Below are 23,839 nucleotides of genomic sequence, written 5' to 3'. Positions count from 1 at the left end.
TTACCCAGGGTATCCCCGGAAATTATAATTATCTGTCAGAATAATATATTTCCCTCTTGCCTCCCCCATCGTAATGCCACTGTTGGAGGTATTCAGGTATCTGGGCGATTTTGCCAGATAGTCCGTCAGCGTTTTCGACATTTTTTGGGTGTTATTATTGTTTGCCGGGCAATCCTCTTTCAGGCGAAAAAGGACGGTTTCCGTTGGATTTTCCTTTAGAAAATTTTCTATCTGGTTAAGTACATCATCAAACATTATATTGAGAAAGACTTTACCATGATGAAGTGCAAATTTGTTACCCGTATGTCTAATCCTGATATCCAGAACCAGGATGCCATAATCCAACTGTTTTCGGATCGTTAGTACCTGTGTGCCAACCATCGGCTCCCACCGTTTATAAGTTCCACTGTCATGCGTTCCTGGTAATGCCATCTCGTTAAGCCGAACATTATCCCTGATATCGGCCATCCATTTATTTTTATACGTAAACGGATCATTGGCACTATGGAAATAAGCATCATCATAGTGGGCGGATGCTTTAAAAGAAAAAAACAACTATACTTCTCAGTATTTAATTTTACCAAACTTTTCACAAAGGTATTAATGGAATAACAAAAGTGGAACTCTGGCAGAGTCCTGTAGAGAGGTAAATTAAAAAGAGAAGAAAAATGAAATTTCACTCCACTTAAGATAGTGCATTATCTTATTCAGCACATTAAGAATGTGTGCATCTGATATAAGCAATAAACCAGCTTCTGGCTCATATCGCTTTTTATATCCGGCTGAGGCAGTCCAGCGCGACAGCCTTAAAGCTTAAGAAATCCGTACTGTCCCGCAGTCTGACCATTGCCCTTTCGCGCATAAAAGTGACAAACAGATCGTAAATCGCCATTGCTTCTTCGTATTCGGTTTTACTGATTGCCAGCAGGAAAATCACATATGCCGTTTCGTCCCCCCAGACTATTCCTTGTGGAGCAAGTACGGTGTAGACCACACTTTTCTTCGCCAGCAATCCCAGAGAGTGCGGCAACGCGATACCTTCTCCCAACATGGTGCTGACTATCGCCTCACGCTCCTCAACAGAAGGACAGAAATCAATATCCACCACCCCTTCTGCTTCCAGCTGATCGCAGAGGAGACGAAAAAGGTCCGTTTGCCTTACTGGCCTGTCAATGATGCGGAAGTGGCCGGCATCAAAAAATTTCTCCAGCATATAGGGCCGCGTGCGGTCCACCAGCACCTGTTTACCTATCTGTTCCAGCTGATACTCCGTCGGGAAGGGAGACATAACGACCACCGGCTTATTTTTCTCAATTAACCGCGCCGTGGAGATCACAAAATCCTCTTCAATATTCTCCTGCTGTTCATAATCACGCAGCGACACAATGTGACTGACCACCACCTGTGGATACTTACGCAACAGCATCGCCTGGATCATCCGTACGGTTGAATTCCCGGTGTCGCACACCAGCAGTATTTTAGGGTGACGCTGGTAACCAACATTATAGTGACGCTCCAGGCCAACGCCGATATGCAGCACCAGGAAACCAATTTCGTTCTCGCTGATGATATAAGGCGTGTACTTTCCCCAGCTGGAAACCGCTGCCAGCGTCACATCCCATGCCATCGGGTAATGCTGTTTAATATTCGCCAACAGCGGATTGGGAATATTTATCTGATAACGTACACGGGTGATCATGGTTTTGATATGCGTGAGCAGATCGGCGCGTAATTGCGCATCGCCCTGCAGATCAAAGTTATAGTGGCTGTTGATATAACTTAGGATGTAAATCACCAGTGACTCACCGTCATCCGGGTTGATGGCGCTTGGCGCAATATCCAGCACCCGACGGGCAGCAATATTCACCCGCAGGTAGGCTTCCTCTGCCGGGGAGATTATCTTCCCGGTGACAGGCTGCATCAGGTTGATAATGTGTCGGGCCGCATCTCGCACATCATCATCAACGTCGTCTGCACTGAAATCAGACAGTGGATAGCCCTCACTGATGCGCCGCACCGCCACGGCGCAATAGAGCCGCAGGTAAAATTCACTGTCATCGTTAAGGCGAATATTGCAGCGGGTGAAACACTGATTTAACAGAGGTTGTAACGTTTCAAGCATCCCGCCGTTCAGTGCTTCAAGCCGGAGCAATGGATCGTCTGCATCCTCCTGCGCAATCTGGTAAAGCAACTCAGTCAGGCAGGTACGCACCGCCACCTCACGGCCAAACAGTTTCATGCCATAGCGCGGTCGGGTTTCAATGACCAACTGATAACGCGCCAGCCACTCCCTCACTTCAGCCATATCTCCCTGTAATGTGGCGCGGCTGACAAACCACTCATCAGCCAGATCTTCAAGTTTTAACGAAAAGGCAGACGTGAGAAAACGCGTTAACAGATACTGAACCCGTGCAGCCGAAGTACGTGGCACGCGCAAATGCGAGGGCGACTGCTGCTGCAACTGCCGGTAGCGAATGGCGTCCTGAATATGGATTTGATAGCCTGTGCCACGATTCAGCACGAAACGTACGCCATAGTCAGCCAGTAGCTCATTCAGCGTGGTGATATCCGTGCGTACGGTGCGTGTGGAGACAGCCAGGCGTCGCGCCAGCTCATCCTGAGGTAAACTTTCGTTTTGCAACATGGCAAACAGCTGGGCAAGGCGTTGGTTAGGAAATCTCAAGGCGGTTCCTGTATTGAAAAGCGATCAAAGGCAAATCTCACGTTTGCGGTTGCCACACGCGACAACATCAGGGCGTCAGCACCAGCTGCGACGGGGCGCCGACCGCCGTGTAATCCCCGCTAAATAACAGCGTCCCGCTGGCCGTATCCACCTGGAATCGGGTGACGTTATCGCTGCGCTGGTTAAGCGCATAGAGCGTTTTGCCGTCTGCTGACAGGGTAAGCGTGCGCGGATAATCGCCCCGCGTCCAGACATCGTCTTTGTGCTTTAGTCTGCCATCAGCTTCAATCACAAAATGCCCGATACTGTTATGCAACCGATTCGCCACCCAGAGATGCTTCCCCGCTTTATCGATCGCCAGCCCGGCGGCAAAACTGGTCCCTTTGTAGCCCGCCGGTAATGCCGAAACGGTGCTGTCTTCATGAAGCGTGCCGCTGCTGGCATCAAGCAGATAACGGGTCAGCGTCGAGGCTTCTTCATTAATCAGGTACAGGGATTTACCGCCCGGATGAAAGACAAAATGGCGTGGCCCGGCGCCGGCTGAGGAGGCGGCAATCCACGCCGGTTGGCTGGCCTGTAACTTGCCATCCTGGGTCAGGCGATATTGCCAGATACGATCCAAACCCAGATCGGTTGAGAACACAAACTGGCCAGAGGGATCGCTGGCAATCATGTGGGCATGTGGACCGTTATGATCGCTGATGGCAAAGCTGCCTTCTGCCGCTGCCGCTGGCCGGGCAGAGCCCACCGGCCCCTGGTGCTGCCGTGAATCACTGGCCTCTGCCAGTCGGCCATCTGCCAACACGGGCAGAACCGCGATGCTGCCGCTGGTGTAATTCGCCACCAGTAGAAATTTACCGTTCGGCGTCAGCGACAGGAAGACCGGCCCGGCACCCTGTGAACTGACCTGATTAAGCATGGTAAGGCTGCCATCTTTGGCGATGGCATACGCCACGACGACGCCCTTTTCGCTTTCACTGGCAGCGTACAGCGTTTTTCCCCGTGCATCGATGGTGAGCTGGGCCGGATTGGTAAGGTGACTGACCAGCGTTTTCTCACGCAACGCGCCGTCAGTCGGGTTGACCTGAAAGCGATAAATACCTTCACCATTGGGCTGATAAGTGCCGACATAAGCGTACTGCGCATCAGTGGCAAACGAGGTTGTTATCAGGGCTAAAGCAATGGCGAAGGCAAAAGGGGCATTACGCATGATGTTCCTCCCTACGTCCGGGAAAATGAATGAGATGGCGGACAATAAGCCCGCCGGAAACCGTCAGCCGAGCAGTTTTTTGGTAATGCCAAGCAGCGTGCTTACCTCGCCAGCGCGGGTATTCCCTGAGGCTTTATCAATGATTGAACTGTAAATATGCGGGATGATCTTACTGACCCCGGCATCCAGAGCGATTTGCAAAATCTGCTGATAGTTATCGAGACTGATACCGCCAGTTGGCTCCAGCCAGAAGTCCTGCTCTGCACAGGCTTTTGCTACTGCCTTATACTCATCAATGGCCTGCAGTCCTCCCATCGGGAAATATTTTACTGAGCTTCCGCCAAAATCCTTCAGCATGGCAATGGCAGTTTCCACCGGCACAATTCCGTCGGCTACCTGTGAGCTTAGCGGCCCGGTGGAAATTTTCACTTTTCCTGGCGTACCGGTAGGGGAGATCAGGCCGTTGACCACCGTCTGATCCTGTGCCAACAGCGCCCGACTGGTTGCCACACCGGTAAAGACCTGGTTGACGTGCTGCGGCTGAAGCTGCGCCGAAATAGCGCTGACCATCGCTGACTGATTCGGATCTCCCGCGCCCAGGCCAACGGACAACGCATTATCAATAAGCAGCGCATAGTCACGCATATCCGCCACAGCGCTCGCCACGTTGTGATAATTTTTCGACAGTACGCCAACCAGCACATAGCCTTCTGCTGCCTGCCAGACGTCACAGGCATTCTCTTTCGAGCCGGCCAGCACATTCAGGCAAACGCGATCGCGATAAAATTTGGGAGTCAGAGTCATGCGTTTTTCTCTCCTGATATCAGCGCATTAATGCATAAAAACAGGGTGTTCAACTGCTCAGCTGACACACTGCGCACGTCCACCTCCACCTTCCCCTCGTTCGCCTTGTAGCCCCGGAAATAAATGGCGATATCCCCTGTTTTCAGTGCCCGGACCACATCAGCCGTTGCCCGGCCAACGATCGCGTCATCAAAATGGATTTCTGTGCGGGCAATATCACGCCCCGCCGCATCCCAGACCACGCAGGCGCTGATACCGTCCAGCGTATTGAGCCGGTTAATAAACGGCGTCATTTTTTCCACCATTTGCGCGCCTGAAACCCGCTCCCTGACCATATAGTTTTCAATCGCATGGGCCAGGCCAAGAATGCCCTCCTTACCGACCTTCATCGCCCGGCCAATGCCCTTCGACTGTCGTTTAACCCATGCAATATACTGTTGACGCCCCATCACCAGCCCGCTGGTAGGTCCTTCGATCGCTTTCGCGCCGCTGTAAATCACCAGATCGGCACCCGCCAGGTAGTAACACTGCAGGTCTTCTTCTGCCGCGGCATCGACGATCAGCGGTACACCGTGTTGACGGGCAATGTGCGCTGCATCGGCAACGCTGAGATGACTTTTTTGTACGCAGTGATGAGATTTGACATAAAGGATGGCAACCGTTTGTGACGTGATCGCCGCCGCCAGTTGTTCAGCAGAACATTCGTTGGCGTACCCCGCTTCAACCAGGCGTCCCCCCGCCATCGTCACCATGGTGCCTACCGGCGCACCGTAATTCACATTGTGGCCTTTTGGTATCACAACGTCATGCGGCACCATCAGCGGCGCCGCATGCAGGTTTTCCAGCAGCCAGTCATTGTCTTTCACAATCACGGCGGCAATGGACTGGGCAATTCCGGCAGAAGCACAGGAGACCACCACCGCATCTTCGCAACCGAGTAAACCCGCGATATAAGCACCCGTTTTGTCGACCAGATCCTGCATTTCAAAATAGTGATTAAGGCCATACTGCACGGTATCAACCACGTCAGCAGCCGGAGTAGACACGCCAAGTACGGTCATACGGCCTGAGGCGTTGATCACCTGTTTCAGGCCATATTTTTCATAGACAGAAGACATGATGTTTTTTCCCTTCATCGGTAATAAACCACCTGCCGCCCACCACGGCGACCAGCGGTATTAACTGTTTTTTTCCGCTGACAGACTGTCCTTCCGCATCGGTAAACAGACTGTTTTCCTCATTGATATCAAACAGCGTCAGGTCGGCGTCACCGCCCACACGCAGACAGCCTTTGGCATTCAGGCGTAGCCCCTGTGCCGCATTGATCGTCACACAATCAATGACTTGCCCTGGCGTCATACCAATACTGAGAAATTTGGACATCACATGTGCCAGGCTGCGTACCGGACCCTCGATCCGGTTACGGCAATAGATGTCAGAGCTGATGGTGTGCGGCAGAATACCGGCGGCGATGGCGACTTTTGCCACCTCAAAGCTGAAGCTGGCACTGCCGTGTCCCACATCAAGCCTTACGCCACGCTCCAGCGCGCGCCTGATGGATGCCCGCAACGTTCCGGCTGGGGTAAGAATGCGGTCCGGTTTACCGTGATAGCAATGGGTGATGATATCTCCCTGGCTCAACAGATCGGCAATCTCATCCAGATCGGGCGGATTGTTGCCAATATGCACCATCAGAGGCAGGTCGCCGTTTTCCTTCTGGATCGCTTTTGCACGGTGCAGCGGCCTGATCCCATTGTCACCGACCACGCTGCTGCTCATGCGGGCCTTCAGGCCGACAATGAAATCCGGCAAAAGGGCTAACGCATCCCGTATTGCCTGCGGATCGATCTGGCTCATCTCCGCTAACTCGTTCTGCCTCACGATGCCGCAGCGGGCAATATTCAGCAACGCATAAACCTGCGTGCTGGCGCTGCGGGTGAGTTGATAAAAGCGCTCCACCTCGTCTGCGCCGGTACTGCCAGCGTCCACCACGGTGGTAACGCCCGCCTCCACGCCGACAGAATCCGGCCGATCGTGGTAGACAGGTGAGTGCGGATAACAGTGAACATGGGAATCGATCCAGCCTGCACTCAGCCAGTAGCGGCCATGAAGATCGCACTGCTGCACAGCACTGCCCTTTACCTCACCCAACGCGGCAATTTTACCGTCACGTATCGCAATATCCGTCTGGCTGCCATCGACAAGACGCGCACGACGGATAATCAGATCAAACATAACCAGCTCCTGTAGCTGTCTGTCAGTGCGGCTTGCGCGGACAGCGACAAACCGCCTCTGATTCAGAGTGTGACCGGGAAAAAGGCGCCCAGTAGCATTGCGCCCAAAATAGCCCCGCCGGTAATCGGTTTCTGCCACAGATAGAACAGCAGCGCACCACCCAGCGCACCAAGGCCAATCGGGATCGACGCGGCCATCGCTGACAGGATGATTAATGGCCCAAGAAAGCGACCGGACGCGTTACCTGCCCCCATCATCACGTCCGCCCCGTAGGTGGAATCACTGTTATTAATGGTGAATTTACGCGCCAGAATAATCAGATAGCCAATCGCCACACCCAGCAGCATTCCGGTCGCCAGCGAGGCGGCAAAATTGGCGACCGGATAGACAATCCCCGCGCCCAGCAGCAGCGCCGGTACACCTAAGCCAACACCAGTCTGGATCGCACCGCCAATATCCAGAATGCCCACCAGCGATCCCTCGATGATGCGGGCAAAAAGAAAACTGGCACCAAACGCCGCCACGGCACCGTAGACACCGGTTTCCATACCGGAACGCAACATTGAGACAAAGGCCACTTCGTTAAACGCGCCGAGACCATAGACGTAATACATATGCGTCCCTGCAAATACCCCGGCAGAGAGCAGTCCGACAAAAATGGGGAAAGACCAGTCGGCATACCAGAAACCGTTTTTTGACTCGTCCATTTGCATGGTCCTCTTATTTACCGCTCAGGGTGTTATGGAACATCTCAAGCCAGGCCGGAACACCCAGCTGGAAAGACTGCAACACTTTCATATCGAAACCCCGGAAAAAACCACTGAGCACAAACAGCACAATGATCACGAGCATCATCAACTGAGTGACTCTGTTCCAGCCGCTCTCCTCGACACCTTTACCAATCAGAATACCCAGCACGAGGCCCGGCACGGCATTGCCCATAATGAGCTGGGCAAACCCACCGAACACCGTGGCCCACAGGCCTGATTTCTTGCCAGCGTCGATAGCCGCCAGCCAGAAAATAACCGGCATTACCGTATTCACCAGCAGGTTAGCAGCCGGCACCAGTACTTTTACCGCCGTAATCTGCAATGCGGCCGGCACGGCCGAAGCAGTGGAATTGAGAAAAGCCACCACAACCATGCCGATAACGCCGCAGACAACGGCCATCTTTTTCGGATTGTGCAGGGTTTCAGCCACGTTGCGGTTTCTTACCATCAGCGCGGCGGCCCCCCAGTGCGGAATAATGCGATGGTCAACGTCCTGAGTGAACGAGCCGGCCGCTACGGAAGAGGCCCAGGCATTAAAGAAAAAACCCAGGCCAAAAGAGAAGTGAGAAGCCGGATCGCCCTCACAGGAGTTAAGCTCGCCCAGTGTACGAAATGCCCCCATTCCCTGGGTTGCAGGGGCATGAAACATGCGTGCCGCCCCAGCGCCAACGCCGACACCAACCAGGCCGCCGATGATGAGTGACTTTAAAAGAATAATTAAAAACATCAGTCTTTCCTTGCAGGCTTACGCCAACGTTTTTAAGTGATGGTTATTGCTACCACTACGGGCAGAGCTTTATTGCGTGACGAAATCCACTTTATCCACGTCGATAACGCTCACGTTGACGGTAATTTCCAGCTCAACGCTGAAACACCGTCGCGTTCTGGCAAGAAAGAAGAATAAAAACGTCTCCCGCCTGATGCTTTCCCGTGCCTGAACCACCCTCACATCCTGTGGTTCGATACGCAGCAGAACTTTGCTGGTTGATTGCAGTAGCGTTTTCTGCACCCGGCTCAGCGCGTCAGCAAACGCTCTGGCTTTGCTGTCGCCCGTTCCGCTGACGTTTACCGTGGTGGTGAATTGCGCCTTCATCATTCAGCTACCGTGCTTTTTATGCCATGCCTGAACCAGACGCTCGCCCAGCTCCTCTTTATCCATAAATCCGAACCCCAGCACCGTTGCGCCTTCATTGATCGCCGTAACCCCTTCATCAATGGAACGCATACCGTGCTTCGCTTTATAGCCATATTTGTTCTGTGCGGTGATAGCCCCCGCACCACCGCTACCGCAGAACGAAATACCAAATGAGGCGTTTTCTGCCTTCATAACGTCGCCCAACTTCATATCTGCCGCCACACCGGGCACAACGATGGCCTTACCACCCGCCATTTCCACGCCTGCGGCAACTTTCTGCCCTTTGCCCAGACGATCGCCAATCACTACAATGATTTGTGACATGCTTTGTTCCCTCATTTTCCGTTGACTACGACTTTTGGTTTGCTTTTGCGACTTCGAAGTGGACTGACAGCAGCCATGCCTCTTCTTCTGTCAGATTGCCAAACAGATCAACGACCTGTTGGGCCAGCGCCATTGACTCTGGTGAGATATCTTCAAACAGTTCAGCGTCCACTTCCGGTAGCGCCTCTCTGGTAAGGGATCGCAATGCCATTGCGCTGACATGCGACAGCAGCATCTGTTGTTGCACGCTGTTAGGGTAAATGGCCTTGTCGGCAAATAAGTGGGCGATTTGCGTCATCACCCTGTCTGTCAAAGCCTGAATAGCCTGGTCACCGTTTGTTTGATTCACCGATACCACTCCATTTTTCACCCACGTCACCTTACTTTCCGTTTCGGCAAAGGCACGAAACACCGTTTATTCTCGACGAAAATAAATTAACGACAGGCAGCGGATATTTGGAGGCCGACTTTTTCCGCTTCGAAGTGGAAATAACGGCGAAGGAAGAGATCGCCGCCACAAAAAGATTATTTTGTGCAGAAAAACGCAGTGAGTAGCACGAAAGTCGTCTTAATGGGCATCAGAAGACAGATCTGACGCAGCCACCGGAAGCTTCGCACCAAAAACAGGGAGGTCAGAGCCAGAAAGATAGGAAAAAGTGATGAAACCGCTTACCCCGCGGCATGCTGGCAGTCAGTGAGCGCGCGCAGCATATTCGGCAACCTTAAGGCAGTTATCCGCGACGCTGGCCGGCAGGAAAGGGGCTCCGGTGAGCCCACACTTTTAGCGGAATTTTTTGTGTCCATCCTTGCGGGTGTCATCGAATTTCTTCGCTTCTTCCTTCGCACCAGCCATGTTACCGGCTTCTGCCAGTTTCATACTGGCATCAATCTGTCCGATTAACGTGTCCATCTGAGCACGGTAAGCCTGCATTTCCGCGCTGTCAGCGGGCTTGCCTTCCAGCTTTTCCGGCGTCTGTGTTTTGGCATCTTCTGCCGCTTTGCGCATATCAGTGAGCGCTTTTTTAAATGCCGTCGCATCGTCAGTTTTCATTACGGTGCGATAGGCGTCTTTCAACGCTCCCATATCGCCTTCCAGGTCCGCCAGCGCGGAGACGCTGGAGCATAACAGGCACGCCGCTAACACGGCCGATAACGTTTTACGCATTGCTCAGTTCCTTTATTTTTATCTACCAACAGGACAACAAAAAGGGTGGCCTCAAGCCACCCTGATAATAGTACCTAAATGTGAAGAAATTACTGCCCGGCAATTTTCATTTCTGGCAGAAGCACAGAGCCACACTGGATATTACTGCGGGTTTCAATATCGCTGCCAACGGTAACGATATCGCGCCACATCGTTTTCAGATTGCCCGCGATAGTGATTTCACTGACCGGATACTGAATTTCGCCATTCTCCACCCAGAAACCGGACGCGCCACGGGAATAGTCGCCGGTAATACCGCTGACGCCCTGGCCCATCAGTTCGGTGACGACCAGACCCGTACCCATTTTCTTCAACAATTGGGCGAAGCTGTCTCCCTGGCCGGCAATGCGCCAGTTGTGAATCCCTCCGGCATGACCGGTGCTTTGTAAGCCCAGCTTGCGCGCGGAATAACTGCTCATCAGCCAGTTTTGCAACACGCCGTTTTTAATAATGTCACGCTGTTCAGTGCGTATACCTTCGCTGTCAAAAGGCGTGGAAGCCAGTCCTTTCAACAGATGTGGCTGCTCATTGATGGTCAACCACGCAGGCAGGATCTGCTTACCGAGAGAGTCCAACAGAAAGGTGGACTTGCGGTAAACGCTGCCGCCACTGATGGCCCCGACCAGATGACCAAACAAACCGGTCGCTACCTCAGCTGCAAAGATAACCGGCGCTTTCATGGTGGCTAGTTTACGCGGTGAAAGACGCGACAGTACGCGACGGGCCGATTCTTCCCCGACCCATTCAGGCGAAGCCAAATCGCTCAGGGCGCGACCAGTGGTGTAAGCGTAATCACGCTCCATATCGCCGTTCGCTTGTGCAATAACGCTGCTGGAGAGTGAGTGGCGGCTGGAGCTGTAGCCCTGGAGCATGCCGTGACTGTTACCAAAAACTTTAATACCGACATGGCTGTTAAAGCTGCCCCCCTCCGTATTGGTAATCCGAGAATCGGCTTTCAGCGCGGCCTGTTCAGCGCGTGCCGCCAGTTCGATCGACTGCTCCGGCGTAAGATCGGCAGGATGGAACAGATCAAGATCCGGCGCATCAAAAGCAAGCAGTTCCCGATCCGCTACGCCCGCACAAGGATCGGGAGAGGTGTAACGGGCAATATCAACGGCCGCCTGCACGGTGCGTTTGATCGCCTCCGGGCTGAGATCGGTAGACGAAGCGCTCCCTTTACGGTGCTGATGATACACGGTGATGCCAAGCGCGCCATCACTGTTAAATTCAACGTTTTCAACTTCACCATAGCGGGTGCTGACGCTGATGCCGGTGGTTTTGGTCACGGCGACTTCCGCCCCATCGGTGCTCACTTTTGCCAGTTCCAGTGCCGTTGCTACCGCCTGCTCCAGGATTTTACGCTGTTCTGCAACTTGGGAGAGTAATTTCATCGACCTACCATATAATTAACAGAGGGTTTCTCTGGTCTGTATCAACATGCCAGATTTCCCGGCTCTTTCGTGATTAAGGTTAATTTGAGTCTAACAGAGTCAGAGAACAATTTCGCAGTCGCCTGAGTTTCCTGATAGCATTAGCCTCTTTTTTTTGGAGCCTTCCATGACCAGACAGCCCGATGACTGGCTTGATGATGTACCGGATAATGAAGAAGAAGACGACGACGAAATTATCTGGGTCAGTAAGAGTGAAATTAAACGTGATGCTGAGGAGCTCAAGCGCCTTGGTGCAGAACTGGTGGATCTGAGTAAAAACGCTCTGGATAAGATCCCGCTGGACGATCAGCTTCGTGACGCCATTGAACTGGCACAAAAGATCAAAAAGGAAGGGCGACGTCGCCAGTTGCAGCTGATCGGCAAACTGCTCCGCTCACGCGAAGAAGAACCGATCCGTCTGGCGCTGGACAAGCTGAAAAACCGTCATAACCAGCAGGTTGCCCTGTTTCATAAGCTGGAGATGCTGCGCGATCGCCTCGTGGACCAGGGGGATGAGGCGATGGCAGAGGTGTTAAACCTCTACCCGGATGCCGATCGCCAGCAGTTACGTCAGATGATCCGCAACGCCCAGAAAGAAAAATCGGCAGGTAAGCCGACGAAAGCCTACCGACAGATTTTTCAGTATTTGCGTGAACTGGCCGAGGCCTGAGCCATGATGGGACGCCCGGTCGCGTCCCGTCACACCTGCTTTACTGATGACGTCTGCGTTGTGCTATTTCTTCGCCAGCCGATCCAGTAGCTTCTGATGAATTCCGCCAAAGCCCCCGTTGCTCATCACCAGGATGGTATCTCCCGACTGAGCCGTTTTGGCGATGGTTTCCACCAGCGCATCCACATCAGCGCTCCAGTACGCGGGCTGCACGCAGGCATCAGCGACTTCGGACACCTGCCACGGAATGTGATGCGGCTGGAACAGAAACACCTCGTCTGCCCGAGCGAGCGCCGGAGCGAGATCGTCCTTGCTGATACCCATTTTCATGGTGTTGGAGCGTGGCTCAAGCACCGCCAGAATGCGTGCCGTTCCACCCACTTTACTGCGGAGTGCGGTCATGGTCGCGAGGATCGCCGTGGGATGATGGGCAAAATCATCATACACTTTTATCCCGCTCGCTTCGCCACGCAGTTCGAGACGACGACGGGCATTGATAAAGTCGTTGAGGGCCCGTCCGGCATCCTCTGGTTTCACGCCAACGTGGCGCGCCGCAGCAATGGCCATCAGGCCATTATGCATGTTGTGTTCACCCACCAGCGCCCAGTTGACTTCCGCCACTTTCTCGCCATCCAGCCAGACTTCCCAGCGTGAGGCGTCCTGCGACAGCTTTTTCGCCTGCCAGCCCCCCTCCTCACCCAGGCTCTCCTGTTCGCTCCAGCAGCCCATCGACAGCACCTGCTTCAGGTTGGTGTCATCTTCTGGCACCAGTATCCTGCCGCTTCCAGGCACGATACGCACCAGATGATGAAACTGACGCTGGATCGCCCGCAGATCGTCAAAGATATCGGCATGGTCAAACTCAAGGTTGTTGAGGATCAACGTGCGCGGACAGTAGTGGACAAATTTGGAACGTTTGTCGAAAAAAGCACAGTCATATTCGTCTGCTTCGATGACGAAGAACGGACTGTTTCCGAGCGTTGCCGATAGCTGGAAATTTCCCGGTACGCCGCCAATCACAAAACCCGGTTCCAGCCCGCAGGCCTGTAAAATCCACGCAACCATTCCCGCTGTGGTGGTCTTACCATGCGTACCGGCCACCGCCAGCACCCAGCGATCTTTTAGCACAAAGTCATGCAGCCATTGCGGACCGGAAAGATAAGGAATATTGCGTTCAAGCACCGCTTCAACACAGGCGTTCCCTCTGGCCATGGCGTTGCCAATAATCACCAAATCGGGTGCCTGATCAAGCTGAGAAACATCATAACCCTGTATTAAATCAATACCTTGCTTTTCCAAAAGCGTGCTCATTGGCGGATAGACGTTGGCATCAGAGCCGGTCACTTCATGCCCCAGAGCGCGGGCCAGCATCGCCAGCCCTCCCATGAAAGTACCGCAGATGCCGAGGATATGGATACGCATAAAAAGTCCGTTAACTGGAAAGTTCGGGCCATAGTGTACCGTCACCCTCGAGCGGAAGAAACGGATTTGCCCTATGTTCTTTAGCATCCATTCGGCTACACTGCCTACGCACATACAGGCAGTTTATTAATTAAACTGCTGTTCAACCGCAGATTCAGGAATTGTGTTATGAAAACGTTAGGCGAATTCATCGTCGAGAAGCAACACGACTTTCCTCACGCCACAGGTGAGCTGACGGCTCTGATTTCAGCCATCAAGCTGGGCGCGAAAATAATTCATCGCGATATAAATAAAGCCGGCCTGGTGGACATTCTGGGTGCCAGCGGTGCTGAGAATATTCAGGGCGAACAGCAGATGAAACTCGATCTGTTTGCCAATGAAAAACTCAAAGCGGCGCTGAAAGCACGCGGAATTGTGGCCGGTATCGCGTCGGAAGAAGAAGATGAAATTGTCATCTTCGAAGGCGTTGAAAACGGAAAATACGTGGTACTGATGGACCCTCTGGATGGTTCATCCAATATCGACGTCAACGTTTCTGTCGGCACCATTTTCTCTATCTACCGCCGTATCACCCCGTCTGGCACCCCGGTAACGGAGGAAGATTTCCTGCAGCCGGGCAGCCAGCAGGTCGCCGCAGGGTATGTGGTTTATGGCTCGTCCACCATGCTGGTTTATACCACCGGCTGTGGCGTCCATGCTTTCACCTACGATCCTTCATTGGGCGTTTTCTGCCTCAGTGCTGAAAAAATGGAATTTCCTGAAAAGGGGTATACCTATTCCATTAACGAAGGAAATTACATCCGCTTCCCGCAGGGTGTGAAAAAGTACCTGAAATTCTGCCAGGAAGAAGATAAGGCATCGCACCGCCCTTATACCTCACGTTATATCGGCTCACTGGTGGCAGATTTCCATCGTAATCTGCTGAAAGGCGGGATCTATCTTTATCCAAGCACCGCCAGCCATCCAAAAGGTAAGCTGCGTCTGCTGTATGAATGCAACCCGATGGCATTTCTTGCGGAACAGGCAGGTGGCAAAGCCAGCGATGGCGCAAACCGTATTCTGGACCTGGTACCGCAAACCCTGCACCAACGCTCACCGTTCTTTGTAGGCAATACCGAAATGGTGAACGATCAGGAACGTTTCCTGAGTCAGTTCCCGGATGCCTGACGGAGACAAAAAAGCGGATGGTTCAACCCATACCGCTTCGTGCTGTCAACGTTATCTGTCGGTGGCAGGCGGTTCACCTCCCTCTTCCGGCAACCAGGCGATCTCAGGATCGCCTGGCGTTATGCCAGGCTGACTTTAAATACCGCCATCGACTGAACCAGTTGCTGTGATTGTTCCTCAAGCGACTGCGTAGCCGCAGCAGCCTGCTCCACCAGCGCGGCGTTTTGTTGTGCCACCTCATCCATTTGCGTCACGGCCAGGTTTACCTGCTCAATGCCCTTACTCTGCTCCTGTGATGCGCTGGATATCTCTTTCATCAACGAGGTCACCCGCATCACTTCACTGGCGATTTCGTGCATGGTATCCCCGGCTTTGGTCGCCATCTGCGATCCTTCCGTCACGCGGATCTCCGATTCCCCAATCAGTTCACGGATCTCTTTTGCCGCTGTCGCACTGCGTTGCGCCAGATTGCGCACTTCGCTGGCAACCACCGCAAAGCCCCTGCCCTGTTCACCAGCGCGGGCTGCTTCCACAGAGGCGTTAAGTGCCAGAATGTTGGTCTGGAATGCGATACCATCAATGACGCCGAGAATGTCACCAATCCGTCTTGAGCTGTGGGTGATTTCCTGCATTTTCTCCATCACATAATTGACAACCGTACTGCCACGTTCAGCACTTTCAGAAACGGATTGCGCCAGCTCATGCGCCTGGCTGGCGTTCTCAGCATTCAGTTTAACGGTGGCGGTAAGCTGCTCCATGCTGGCGGCAGTCTGCTCAAGGGAAGCCGCTGACTCTTCCGTGCGTTGCGAAAGATTCAGGTTGCCAAAAGACAGCTCCCGGCTACCGGTATCGATTTGTATACTGGCATCACGTACCCGACTGACAGACTGTTGCAATGACATCTGCATTTCAGCCAGGGCGCTGTTCAGGCGGCCCAGCTCATTTTTACCACTGTCCGGCAGGATTTGTGTCAAATCCCCCGCGGCAACAAATTCAAGATGTTCGATAGCGGAATCCAGCGGTGTGAGCAGAATAACCCGTAGCAGGACCCAGGAAGCACTTAACAGGATAACCGTCAAAATGCCGCAACAGACGATCAGCAAGGTCAGAATTTGCTGATTCCTGGCCGCCTCTTCCAGACGGGCATTGGTTACCTGATCGGCAAAAAACTTGAATTCATTCACCGTTTTGGATAACGCAATATTGAGTGGTGCCAGCTTGCCCTCAAGCAAAGAATAATAGCTATCAGGATCTTCTCTTTGTACCGCAGCCATCATCGGCTGGATACCCTCTGCCATATATTTTTCGTAGGCGGCAATAATCGCATCGGCCAGCATTTTGCCATGGGCGGTAACGGTGCCAGCATCAACAAATTTTTTCATCTCTTCATGAGACGCCGCGATGTAGGTGCTGGCCTGTCCGTAAACCGCGCGGGATTCATTGGGCAGACCAATTTCCATTTTACGTATGGACAGGGCAGCGGCAGCGCGGGCATAGAGCAAATTGTTGTTGGTCAGTAACAGACTATTCAACTCAACGCCCTGAATGCGATTCACCACATCCAGAGAACGATTCCCTTTGTTGATGGCAATAATGCCCATCACACTGACCACCAATAGCATCATTGTCATTAATGCTAACAAAACTAACAGACCGGTTCGTATTGATACTTTTTTAAGCATAATCTGACACCCCCAGGAACCATATAACCTGTAATCGCCAAAAAGAGATTAAGATTATCGGCAGCAACTGGCGGAACATTTAGCTTAATTGATGGAAGCATTCTGAATGGCGTGAGAAAAAAGAGAGTATATCCGGCGTCTTATAGCGTAAAGCTGCCAAAAATGCAGAACTATTGCAACAATAAGACCCCAGGTGATAGCTGATATCAACATCTTAATCTGATAATCCATTAATTCTTAACAGTGAGTAATAGTGCAAATTTTTGGAAAACCACCAACATGAATTGCAGAAAAAATGTCCACCGTGAAGAATACCAGGATTTTTGGTTAAAATTTCGCCATAATTTTAGCTCAACTTATCAGCACGGTGGGCAAAGCAGAAGCGTTCAGGACCATACTGGAGCATTCCGAAACGCCAAAAAGGGGGGATACTTTCATCACCAGTCAGCTATAATGAGCGCCACTTGATCGAAGACTGATATGTAAGGAATTGACCATGAGTTTGAACCAGGTTCCAGCGGGTAAAGATCTGCCAGAAGACATCTACGTGGTAATTGAGATCCCGGCCAACGCCGCGCCAATCAAATACGAAGTGGATAAAGAGTCTGGTGCACTGTTTGTTGACCGCTTTATGGCAACCGCGATGTTCTATCCGTGCAACTACGGATACATCAACCATACCCTGTCACTGGATGGTGACCCGGTCGATGTACTGGTGCCTACCCCTTATCCATTGCAGCCAGGCTCTGTGATCCGTTGCCGTCCGGTCGGCGTATTGAAAATGACCGACGAATCGGGTGAAGATGCCAAACTGGTTGCCGTTCCACACACGAAACTGTCCAAAGAGTACGATCACATTAAAGATGTGAACGACCTCCCTGAGCTGCTGCGCGGTCAAATCACGCACTTCTTTGAGCAATATAAAGCTCTGGAAAAAGGCAAATGGGTGAAAGTGGAAGGCTGGGATAACGCGGAAGCGGCGAAAGCAGAAATCCTTAGCTCTTTCGAACGTGCGGCGAAGCAATAATTTATTTCTGCCGTAAAAAAACACCGCTCACCGAGCGGTGTTTTTGTTTGTAAAGCAGTCAGTCAGCTTGTTCCGCATCACGCAGCAACCAGTCACCACTCTTAAGACGCTGTTTTCCTTTGACAGAACGCTGATACACGTAGAGCCAGGCACTACCAAAAGGCGTTTGTACCAGCTCTCGCTTATACTCTTCCCCCTTGCCGCGTAGTGCATCCAGCTCACCCAGCGTGGAGGCATCAATCCGGTAAACCTCACAACAGACCTGACCGGTGCCGGTTACCACGCCAGGGTAGTGCCCCAGATTATACAGATCGTAGCCGTCAATCTGGTGATCGCCGAGCCATTGAGCGTTGGTCATCCAGTGACTGTTGCCCTGCTTACGCCTCAGGCTACCGTAGACAATTATTCGCATTGCTAAAACTCAAACTGATAGAGCACATCAAGTGCCTGGTCCACGCCAGACACGGCTTCCAAATAAAGCTTGGGCATCAGGCGATAACGCAGTGTTAAGGTCGCCAGTGAATCGAATATACCAACACCATATTTTACCTGCAAACCCGGCAATACGTAGCCACTTACCTGAACCTGCTGACTGTCGCCGACGCCAGTGGTGTCCAAAGCAAGATTACTCACGCCGAAAGTCTCACCGATTTTACCCACAACCTGACCACTTTGCGCAAGCCCCAATCCAACCAGCGCGGAAGTTAATGCAGCGCTGTCGCTACCGGAAGCATCCAGCCCCTGCCCACGAAGCAGATAAGAGAGCGCTTCCTGTTGTGACATTGAGGGATCGGAGAACACCTCCACCTTGGGTTCGTCTGCCAGGCCGGTCACACGAACGCCCGCAGTAACGCTGTCTTCGGTTACTTCGGGATTGCGGATCGCTTCAATATTCAGGTAAGGCTGATCGACAGGGCCTGCGAACTGCAATTCCCCTTTACGCACGATAAGATCCTGTCCGTAAGCATGGAAACGCCCGGAAGGAATATTGATCTGCCCATTAAGGCCCAGCCCCCGGCGATCCTGTGCCAGCTTCAGATCGCCATTCAGTTTCGCTTTCAGGCCAAAGGCATTAAGCCGGGCATCATCACCGATATGGATCACCAGATTGCTGTTGATCGGGATCGAGGCAGTTTGAGGGGCAACGGGTTGCAGGTTTTTATCCAGCAGCACCTCGTCAGAAGAGACACCGACTGCGCTTTCCGGCACCTCCTGCACCACTATCCTCGCCCACGGAATGTCGACACGACCACTCAGATTGAACAGCTGTGGCGTGGCTTCAAACACCAGATCGGGCGAGACATCCATCCTGACCATCGGTGGCACGGTTACGCGTACACGGGTTCCTTTGGCAGCAATACGCGCCCGCCAGGCATTCAGCTGGCTCCAGTCCGCATCACCATTTAGCGCAATCTGCCCACGGGATGTCTGTACCACCCCTTCCAGGGTCGAACTCATGCCGTTAAACAGCATATTTACGCTGGCGGTAGTGAGATCAACCGGCATAAAGTTGCCCTGCACATTGACACTTTTTAGTGCCAGCTGACCAAATACCTGCGGTTTTTGCAGACTGCCGCCAAGGCGCAAATTGCTGTTCAGCATCCCGGCCACTTTCTCACCCTGCATCAGAGCAGGATTGAGCAAAGCCAGATTGAAGCGGGTAATGTTCACGTTCCCCGAAAGCAGCCGTTTCTTTTGCGGATCGGCTATCTCCAGACTACCGTCGAGCTGACCATTTTTTGCAATACGAACCAGCCAGTCGAGCTGCGCCTTGCCATTACGCAACGCCGCATTAAGGTTCAACGTATCAAAGGCAATCGGCAAGGTGTTGCCCTGCACATCCTGCTCAACCTTCACGCCTTTGCCTTTCAGGGCAATGCGGCCCTCTGGCAGCGCACCATCGGCTGTCCAGCTAACATCAGCATCGCCGCTAAATATCCCGCTGAGTTTGGTTTCATTGCTGAGGAAAGGCTTCACCATGGCCAGATTGAAACGATTAAGCACCACCTTTGCATGGCCGGATGGCCCTGCCTCAATGGTTTGCGGTACGCAAAGCTCGGCATCAGGGTTCTGCCAACAGTGTGCGCCGACAGAAACCGTCTGCGTGCTGTTGAGATAATCCAGTGAAATAGCCCGCGTCAGACGCCAGACGCCAACCGGCGTATCAAAACGGGTATTATTCAGGCTACCCTGCCAGCGCTGCGCCTGCCGATCGAAACTGCCATTGAGCTGTAACTGCCCCGATACTGGCTTACCATTGACGGAAAGCTTCAGCTGGTGCTGCTTCTCACTGCCGTTCGCCTCCAGATTGAGGCGGGAAATCTCCAGCGCATCCTGCTTGAGGCGATCGAGCCGCAACGCAAGCGTCCCCTGGATCTGCTCACCGGAACTGACTTCACCTTTCAGGGCAACGCGACCAATGCTCATCGCCTGCCAGCGCAGACCGCTGGCTGTCAGATCGGCCAACAGTTGCGGCGTTTTCAAATCGCCACGCGCTTTGATTGTCCCCTCCGCCACGCCGCCAAGCCCCGGCAGCGCATGGTCCAGATGGCGTGCGTCAATGCTGGCATCGAGATTGAGCTTATCGCCGAGCGAGCCTTTCAAATCAACGTTGTTACGTCCCAGCACCAGCCGGATACCCGGTATATCCCACTGGTTGTAGCTGTTAGCGTACAGCGCGCCATCCGCCGTCACCGCATTTTGTCTGACGTTACCGCGTAGTTGCAGCTCCGGTACCCGCACCTGCCAGCTTCCGCCATACAGACTGCCGCGCGTGGTGATTTTCCCGTCCAGTTTTGCAGGCCAGTCAGGATACTGTTTGGCCGTGTTAATGCCGGACAGCGTTAACTCACTGTGCCAGCTAATGGCTTTGCTCCAGTCCACCAACGCGGTAAGATCGGTATTGCCTTGCAGGGCCGCCAGACGGAGTTTATCCAGAGAAAACTGCTCTGCGTTGCCTTTTCCGTCCAGCGTCAGGGTGGCAGGCGGAATGGCCTCCCCTTTCAGTGCCGCTTTCAGTGACATTACATAGTCCGTCATTTTGCCGCTAAAACTGAAATGCAGATCGTCCGCCTGCCAGGCTGCTTCTCCGGTCAGCGGCCAGCGTAGCTGGGGGCTTTGCAGCGTTACCGACAGCGGCAGGCCGACTTCTGCCAGTCGGGTTTGCGCATCCATTTGCATCTGCACAGGACCGGAAAGGTTTAGCGCCACGCCCAGTTGCTCACGCAGGCCACCTGCCGCCGTTATTTTAATTTTCTCACCCTTTATTGGATCGACGTTTGCGGCACTGTTCAGGGTAAAACTCACCGGCCAGTTTCCGCTCAGTGTGGCCTGTCCCTGTGCATTCAACTGTCCCAATGGCGAGTCCACATCCAGCGTTTCCAGATGCAGCAGACGATCTTCGGTACGGGCTTTTACCAGCAGGCGGTTAACCGCAATATCGCTGTCGCCGGTAATACGTAGCTGCTCTCCCAGGATTTGCTGAATATCCACATCCAGCGGCATTCTGAAATCAGGCAGCTCAGGCAGTAGCGGTTTGGCGAACAGGGCTTTCAGCGTCTGTCCCAGGGGCGCTTCCTGCGGCTGCTTTACTTTTGATTGCACCACCTGTTCATCAGCGACCCTCGCCGCCTTTGGCAAAGTAATTAACAGGCCCTGAATGTGGGTAGGTGTCAGCGTGAGCGCGCGCCCCTGCCAGTGAATACCGGAGGTGAAATCCGCCAGTGATATTGCCGTGTCATCCACCGTCACATTGATGTTGTGCAACGTCAGATGACGTAAGGTGACGGGATAAGGCGTACTCAGTTCAGTGGTTGCGCTGTTCTCTTCTTCTGGCACGGCTGAAGAGGGTGCCATTTTTTTGCTGTCTGTCGTCACCTGTACATCTTTCAGACCGATCTCGTTCACGCAAAAGGCACTGTGTCGCAGGCAACCCAACCGGACCGCGAGATGAAATTCACCGACATTCACCGTGATACCCGGCATTTCATATCGCAAGCCGCTGACACGAAGATCGCGCCAGCCACCATTAACCTGTTTGATAGCCAGACCAGGCACCCAACGCGTTGCACCATTCAGCAACAGATGCAGTCCCGGCGTGGTAACAATTAAAAACGTCACGCCGCTCAACAGCAGCAGCAGAAAAAGCAAGATGCCAATCAGGACCTTCTTCCAGCGACTCATAATTCAGGCCCCAATCCGATGTAGAACTGTATATCCCGGTTGTTATCATCACCAATCGGGCGAGCGATATCCAGTTTGACAGGCCCAACCGGCGACTGCCAGCGCACGCCAAAACCGGCACCGGTTTTAACGTCGCTCTGTCTGATATCATTGACGGCTTCCCCGGAATCGACAAATACCGCGCCCCACCATTTGCCGCTGACGTTGTACTGATACTCCAGCGATCCGGTGGCCAGTTTGGATGCACCGGTCAGTTTGCCGTCATCGTCACGCGGAGAGATACCTTTATATTTGTAACCGCGAATGCTGCGGTCACCCCCGGCAAAGAATCGCAGATCCGGCGGCACACGATCAAAGTCATTGGTTTCAATCCAGCCAAGATTGCCACGCAACACAAAACGATGCTTCTCTGCCAGCGTTCTGATCCAGACGTTTTGCGCCTGCACCACGGCAAAATCAATATCCGATCCCCAACTGGTGTCAGATACATCCAGCGAGTAACGCTGTGAATCCCCCCAGTCCGGCATCAGCCCCCCCTTTGAACGGGTGCGGTTGATGCTGACCCCAGGATAGATCAACATGGTGGTATTGGTGACGTTAGCCTGGGTAAAGTGATCAAGACTCCAGCGCAGGTTAACCGCCCGCTGCCAGCCGGATTCGGCTTCCCAGTAGCGCGAAGCCGCCAGCGTGGATGAATCCGCTTTGGTATCATTCAGGTCGGTTCTTTTCAGTCCCCCCTGCAACAGGTAATACTGCTCAATGGGCGCTTTCAGTAGCGGGATTTTATAGCTGAAGTCGAGCTGCTGCTCAGGCGCTGAGATGTTGGCGCTGGTAGTGAAACTGTGACCATAGGAATTAACCCACGGTCTTTTCCAGGTGGCCTTAACGCGAGGGCCAACGTCCGTGGAATAGCCCACGCCGGTTTCGATGGTGTTTTTAGTGCGTGGGCTGACCACGCCGTGTAATGGCAGAATTTTGCTTTTGCGTCCCTGTTCAAACTGCGGAGCCACCACCACGGAATTAAACCAGCCGCTGGCGGAAAGACGACGGTTAAGTTCAGCCAGATCCCGCGAGCTGTAGTCATCGCCTTTTTTGAATGGCACCAGATTTTGCAGGTATTCTTCGCGGATCTGGGAACCTTCAAAGCTTACTGCACCAAAGCGATAGCGCTCGCCACTGTTATAGTCGATATTCCAGAATGCCTGCCGCCGCTCCACGGAAACACCAAGCTGGCTTTTGCCGTAGTCCGCATCAAAATACCCTTTACGCAGCGCCAGGTTACTCAGCGAACTTTTAAAACCGTCATAATCACCGTGATTCAACACCTTACCGATTTTAGCGCGACCAGTGCTACGCAGCGCCAAATAATCGGGATCTTTACTGGCTCCGCCACGAAAAATCACCGTCTCTCCCGCCAGAATGACTGGTTTACCCGGTGTAACTTTGGCCAGCAAAACCGGACGCTTTCCGCCCGACGGCGGCGGCTGAAGCTCGAAGTCGATATCAGGTTCATAATACCCAAGCGCCTTCAGCCCCTCTTTGATCGCATCATCCACGCGGGCGCGAAAGCGGCCATCAGAGGCGACTTCATCACTCGAAATGGTGGAAAGCCGCGCACGGACATTCTTTTGTAATTCCCCGGATAATCCTGTTACCTGCAAACGCACATTCGCTGCCTGAGCGAAAGGGGCGGCGGCGATCAGGCAAAACATGCAATACCAATGAATTCGTGGCACGCTAACTCCTGATTTTGTGTCAGGCCCTGATTCCAGATGGGCACACTTTTTGCCTTCATTAATCTGAGCGGGATACTGCATCCGGCAACAGACAGCCATACCTGGCTTTTCTTTATGTATAACGAACGTTTTAACTTATTGTGTGCAAAGAAACGACA

At 53.1% G+C, this 23,839-nt stretch carries 21 protein-coding genes; 3 read left to right on the top strand and 18 right to left on the bottom strand.

Features of this window, described 5'->3' with window-relative positions:
• The 13 genes from EB241_RS11920 to pmbA all read right to left on the bottom strand — a co-directional run bounded on the left by EB241_RS11920 (nucleotide 1) and on the right by pmbA (nucleotide 11,756).
• Nucleotides 1-555 carry a phosphatidylinositol-specific phospholipase C domain-containing protein gene (locus tag EB241_RS11920; protein WP_124233389.1) on the bottom strand — a complete coding sequence of 185 codons (555 nt, stop codon included), beginning with the start codon at nucleotides 553-555 and terminating at the stop codon, nucleotides 1-3.
• A gap of 217 nt (nucleotides 556-772) precedes the next feature.
• The gene (locus tag EB241_RS11915) at nucleotides 773-2,683 is read right to left on the bottom strand and encodes a BglG family transcription antiterminator (RefSeq protein WP_124233388.1); all 1,911 of its coding nucleotides are present in this window, start codon (nucleotides 2,681-2,683) and stop codon (nucleotides 773-775) included.
• A 67-nt stretch (nucleotides 2,684-2,750) separates the two neighbouring features.
• Complete coding sequence (locus EB241_RS11910) at nucleotides 2,751-3,893, bottom strand: lactonase family protein (protein ID WP_124233387.1); 1,143 nt, start codon at nucleotides 3,891-3,893, stop codon at nucleotides 2,751-2,753.
• 63 nt (nucleotides 3,894-3,956) lie between these two features.
• Nucleotides 3,957-4,697 carry a 2-dehydro-3-deoxy-phosphogluconate aldolase gene (gene dagF / locus EB241_RS11905; protein WP_124233386.1) on the bottom strand — a complete coding sequence of 247 codons (741 nt, stop codon included), beginning with the start codon at nucleotides 4,695-4,697 and terminating at the stop codon, nucleotides 3,957-3,959.
• Nucleotides 4,694-5,815, bottom strand: coding sequence for a DgaE family pyridoxal phosphate-dependent ammonia lyase (locus tag EB241_RS11900; protein WP_124233385.1), 1,122 nt, complete (start codon nucleotides 5,813-5,815; stop codon nucleotides 4,694-4,696). Before EB241_RS11900 ends, dagF begins: the two co-directional genes overlap by 4 nt.
• Nucleotides 5,799-6,932, bottom strand: a complete 1,134-nt coding sequence (locus EB241_RS11895) for an amidohydrolase/deacetylase family metallohydrolase (protein ID WP_124233384.1) — start codon at nucleotides 6,930-6,932, stop codon at nucleotides 5,799-5,801. Before EB241_RS11895 ends, EB241_RS11900 begins: the two co-directional genes overlap by 17 nt.
• 62 nt (nucleotides 6,933-6,994) lie before the next feature.
• Entirely contained in the window at nucleotides 6,995-7,639 is a 645-nt protein-coding gene (locus EB241_RS11890) for a DUF4310 family protein (protein WP_124233383.1), read from the bottom strand.
• Between the two features lie 13 nt (nucleotides 7,640-7,652).
• Nucleotides 7,653-8,429, bottom strand: coding sequence for a DUF4311 domain-containing protein (locus tag EB241_RS11885; RefSeq protein WP_124233382.1), 777 nt, complete (start codon nucleotides 8,427-8,429; stop codon nucleotides 7,653-7,655).
• A 69-nt stretch (nucleotides 8,430-8,498) separates the two neighbouring features.
• A complete protein-coding gene (locus EB241_RS11880) occupies nucleotides 8,499-8,795 on the bottom strand; it encodes a DUF4312 family protein (protein ID WP_124233463.1) in 297 nt (98 codons plus the stop codon).
• Between the two features lie 3 nt (nucleotides 8,796-8,798).
• Nucleotides 8,799-9,161 (bottom strand): SFCGS family glycine-rich protein, encoded by a 363-nt coding sequence (locus EB241_RS11875; RefSeq protein ID WP_124233381.1) that lies wholly within the window; start codon nucleotides 9,159-9,161, stop codon nucleotides 8,799-8,801.
• A 25-nt stretch (nucleotides 9,162-9,186) separates the two neighbouring features.
• Nucleotides 9,187-9,510, bottom strand: a complete 324-nt coding sequence (locus tag EB241_RS11870) for a glycine dehydrogenase (RefSeq protein ID WP_407644274.1) — start codon at nucleotides 9,508-9,510, stop codon at nucleotides 9,187-9,189.
• A 432-nt stretch (nucleotides 9,511-9,942) separates the two neighbouring features.
• On the bottom strand, nucleotides 9,943-10,326 hold the full coding sequence (cybC, locus tag EB241_RS11865) for a cytochrome b562 (RefSeq protein WP_124233379.1): 384 nt from the start codon (nucleotides 10,324-10,326) through the stop codon (nucleotides 9,943-9,945).
• Between the two features lie 89 nt (nucleotides 10,327-10,415).
• Entirely contained in the window at nucleotides 10,416-11,756 is a 1,341-nt protein-coding gene (gene pmbA, locus EB241_RS11860) for a metalloprotease PmbA (protein ID WP_124233378.1), read from the bottom strand.
• Nucleotides 11,757-11,922: 166 nt separating this feature from the next.
• Here pmbA and yjgA point away from each other — a divergent pair, with 166 nt between their 5' ends.
• Nucleotides 11,923-12,465 carry a ribosome biogenesis factor YjgA gene (gene yjgA / locus EB241_RS11855; protein WP_124233377.1) on the top strand — a complete coding sequence of 181 codons (543 nt, stop codon included), beginning with the start codon at nucleotides 11,923-11,925 and terminating at the stop codon, nucleotides 12,463-12,465.
• Nucleotides 12,466-12,528: 63 nt separating this feature from the next.
• Here the strand turns inward: yjgA and mpl are convergent, their stop codons facing one another.
• Nucleotides 12,529-13,887, bottom strand: coding sequence for a UDP-N-acetylmuramate:L-alanyl-gamma-D-glutamyl-meso-diaminopimelate ligase (gene mpl / locus EB241_RS11850; RefSeq protein ID WP_124233376.1), 1,359 nt, complete (start codon nucleotides 13,885-13,887; stop codon nucleotides 12,529-12,531).
• A 168-nt stretch (nucleotides 13,888-14,055) separates the two neighbouring features.
• Between mpl and fbp the strand changes: the two genes are divergently transcribed.
• A complete protein-coding gene (gene fbp, locus EB241_RS11845) occupies nucleotides 14,056-15,054 on the top strand; it encodes a class 1 fructose-bisphosphatase (protein WP_124233375.1) in 999 nt (332 codons plus the stop codon).
• A 119-nt stretch (nucleotides 15,055-15,173) separates the two neighbouring features.
• Here the strand turns inward: fbp and EB241_RS11840 are convergent, their stop codons facing one another.
• On the bottom strand, nucleotides 15,174-16,736 hold the full coding sequence (locus EB241_RS11840) for a methyl-accepting chemotaxis protein (protein WP_124233374.1): 1,563 nt from the start codon (nucleotides 16,734-16,736) through the stop codon (nucleotides 15,174-15,176).
• A 496-nt stretch (nucleotides 16,737-17,232) separates the two neighbouring features.
• On the opposite strand from EB241_RS11840, the gene ppa reads away from it, so the two are divergent.
• Nucleotides 17,233-17,763 (top strand): inorganic diphosphatase, encoded by a 531-nt coding sequence (gene ppa, locus EB241_RS11835; RefSeq protein ID WP_124233373.1) that lies wholly within the window; start codon nucleotides 17,233-17,235, stop codon nucleotides 17,761-17,763.
• A 58-nt stretch (nucleotides 17,764-17,821) separates the two neighbouring features.
• On the opposite strand, the gene EB241_RS11830 is transcribed toward ppa, so the two are convergent.
• Genes EB241_RS11830 through tamA form a run of 3 tightly spaced genes read right to left on the bottom strand, consistent with a single transcriptional unit; the run spans nucleotide 17,822 to nucleotide 23,657 of the window.
• Nucleotides 17,822-18,175 (bottom strand): gamma-glutamylcyclotransferase family protein, encoded by a 354-nt coding sequence (locus tag EB241_RS11830; protein ID WP_124233372.1) that lies wholly within the window; start codon nucleotides 18,173-18,175, stop codon nucleotides 17,822-17,824.
• Nucleotides 18,176-18,177: 2 nt separating this feature from the next.
• On the bottom strand, nucleotides 18,178-21,945 hold the full coding sequence (gene tamB / locus EB241_RS11825) for an autotransporter assembly complex protein TamB (RefSeq protein ID WP_124233371.1): 3,768 nt from the start codon (nucleotides 21,943-21,945) through the stop codon (nucleotides 18,178-18,180).
• Nucleotides 21,942-23,657: an autotransporter assembly complex protein TamA gene (gene tamA, locus EB241_RS11820; protein ID WP_124233462.1), complete on the bottom strand. Its 1,716-nt coding sequence runs from the start codon at nucleotides 23,655-23,657 to the stop codon at nucleotides 21,942-21,944. Before tamA ends, tamB begins: the two co-directional genes overlap by 4 nt.
• Nucleotides 23,658-23,839 lie beyond the last annotated feature (182 nt).

The sequence above is a fragment of the Erwinia psidii genome (assembly GCF_003846135.1).
GTDB classification, from domain to species: Bacteria; Pseudomonadota; Gammaproteobacteria; order Enterobacterales; family Enterobacteriaceae; genus Erwinia; species Erwinia psidii.
This window is presented reverse-complemented; position numbering and strand designations above follow the sequence as displayed.

Excerpts from the sequence above, each read along its gene's own strand:
- EB241_RS11910 (WP_124233387.1), bottom strand. The coding sequence starts at position 3,893 with ATGCGTAATGCCCCTTTTGCCTTCGCCATTGCTTTAGCCCTGATAACA.
- dagF (WP_124233386.1), bottom strand. The coding sequence starts at position 4,697 with ATGACTCTGACTCCCAAATTTTATCGCGATCGCGTTTGCCTGAATGTG.
- EB241_RS11900 (WP_124233385.1), bottom strand. The coding sequence starts at position 5,815 with ATGTCTTCTGTCTATGAAAAATATGGCCTGAAACAGGTGATCAACGCC.
- EB241_RS11895 (WP_124233384.1), bottom strand. The coding sequence starts at position 6,932 with ATGTTTGATCTGATTATCCGTCGTGCGCGTCTTGTCGATGGCAGCCAG.
- EB241_RS11890 (WP_124233383.1), bottom strand. The coding sequence starts at position 7,639 with ATGGACGAGTCAAAAAACGGTTTCTGGTATGCCGACTGGTCTTTCCCC.
- EB241_RS11885 (WP_124233382.1), bottom strand. The coding sequence starts at position 8,429 with ATGTTTTTAATTATTCTTTTAAAGTCACTCATCATCGGCGGCCTGGTT.
- EB241_RS11880 (WP_124233463.1), bottom strand. The coding sequence starts at position 8,795 with ATGAAGGCGCAATTCACCACCACGGTAAACGTCAGCGGAACGGGCGAC.
- EB241_RS11875 (WP_124233381.1), bottom strand. The coding sequence starts at position 9,161 with ATGTCACAAATCATTGTAGTGATTGGCGATCGTCTGGGCAAAGGGCAG.
- cybC (WP_124233379.1), bottom strand. The coding sequence starts at position 10,326 with ATGCGTAAAACGTTATCGGCCGTGTTAGCGGCGTGCCTGTTATGCTCC.
- pmbA (WP_124233378.1), bottom strand. The coding sequence starts at position 11,756 with ATGAAATTACTCTCCCAAGTTGCAGAACAGCGTAAAATCCTGGAGCAG.
- yjgA (WP_124233377.1), top strand. The coding sequence starts at position 11,923 with ATGACCAGACAGCCCGATGACTGGCTTGATGATGTACCGGATAATGAA.
- mpl (WP_124233376.1), bottom strand. The coding sequence starts at position 13,887 with ATGCGTATCCATATCCTCGGCATCTGCGGTACTTTCATGGGAGGGCTG.
- fbp (WP_124233375.1), top strand. The coding sequence starts at position 14,056 with ATGAAAACGTTAGGCGAATTCATCGTCGAGAAGCAACACGACTTTCCT.
- EB241_RS11840 (WP_124233374.1), bottom strand. The coding sequence starts at position 16,736 with ATGCTTAAAAAAGTATCAATACGAACCGGTCTGTTAGTTTTGTTAGCA.
- ppa (WP_124233373.1), top strand. The coding sequence starts at position 17,233 with ATGAGTTTGAACCAGGTTCCAGCGGGTAAAGATCTGCCAGAAGACATC.
- EB241_RS11830 (WP_124233372.1), bottom strand. The coding sequence starts at position 18,175 with ATGCGAATAATTGTCTACGGTAGCCTGAGGCGTAAGCAGGGCAACAGT.
- tamB (WP_124233371.1), bottom strand. The coding sequence starts at position 21,945 with ATGAGTCGCTGGAAGAAGGTCCTGATTGGCATCTTGCTTTTTCTGCTG.
- tamA (WP_124233462.1), bottom strand. The coding sequence starts at position 23,657 with ATGTTTTGCCTGATCGCCGCCGCCCCTTTCGCTCAGGCAGCGAATGTG.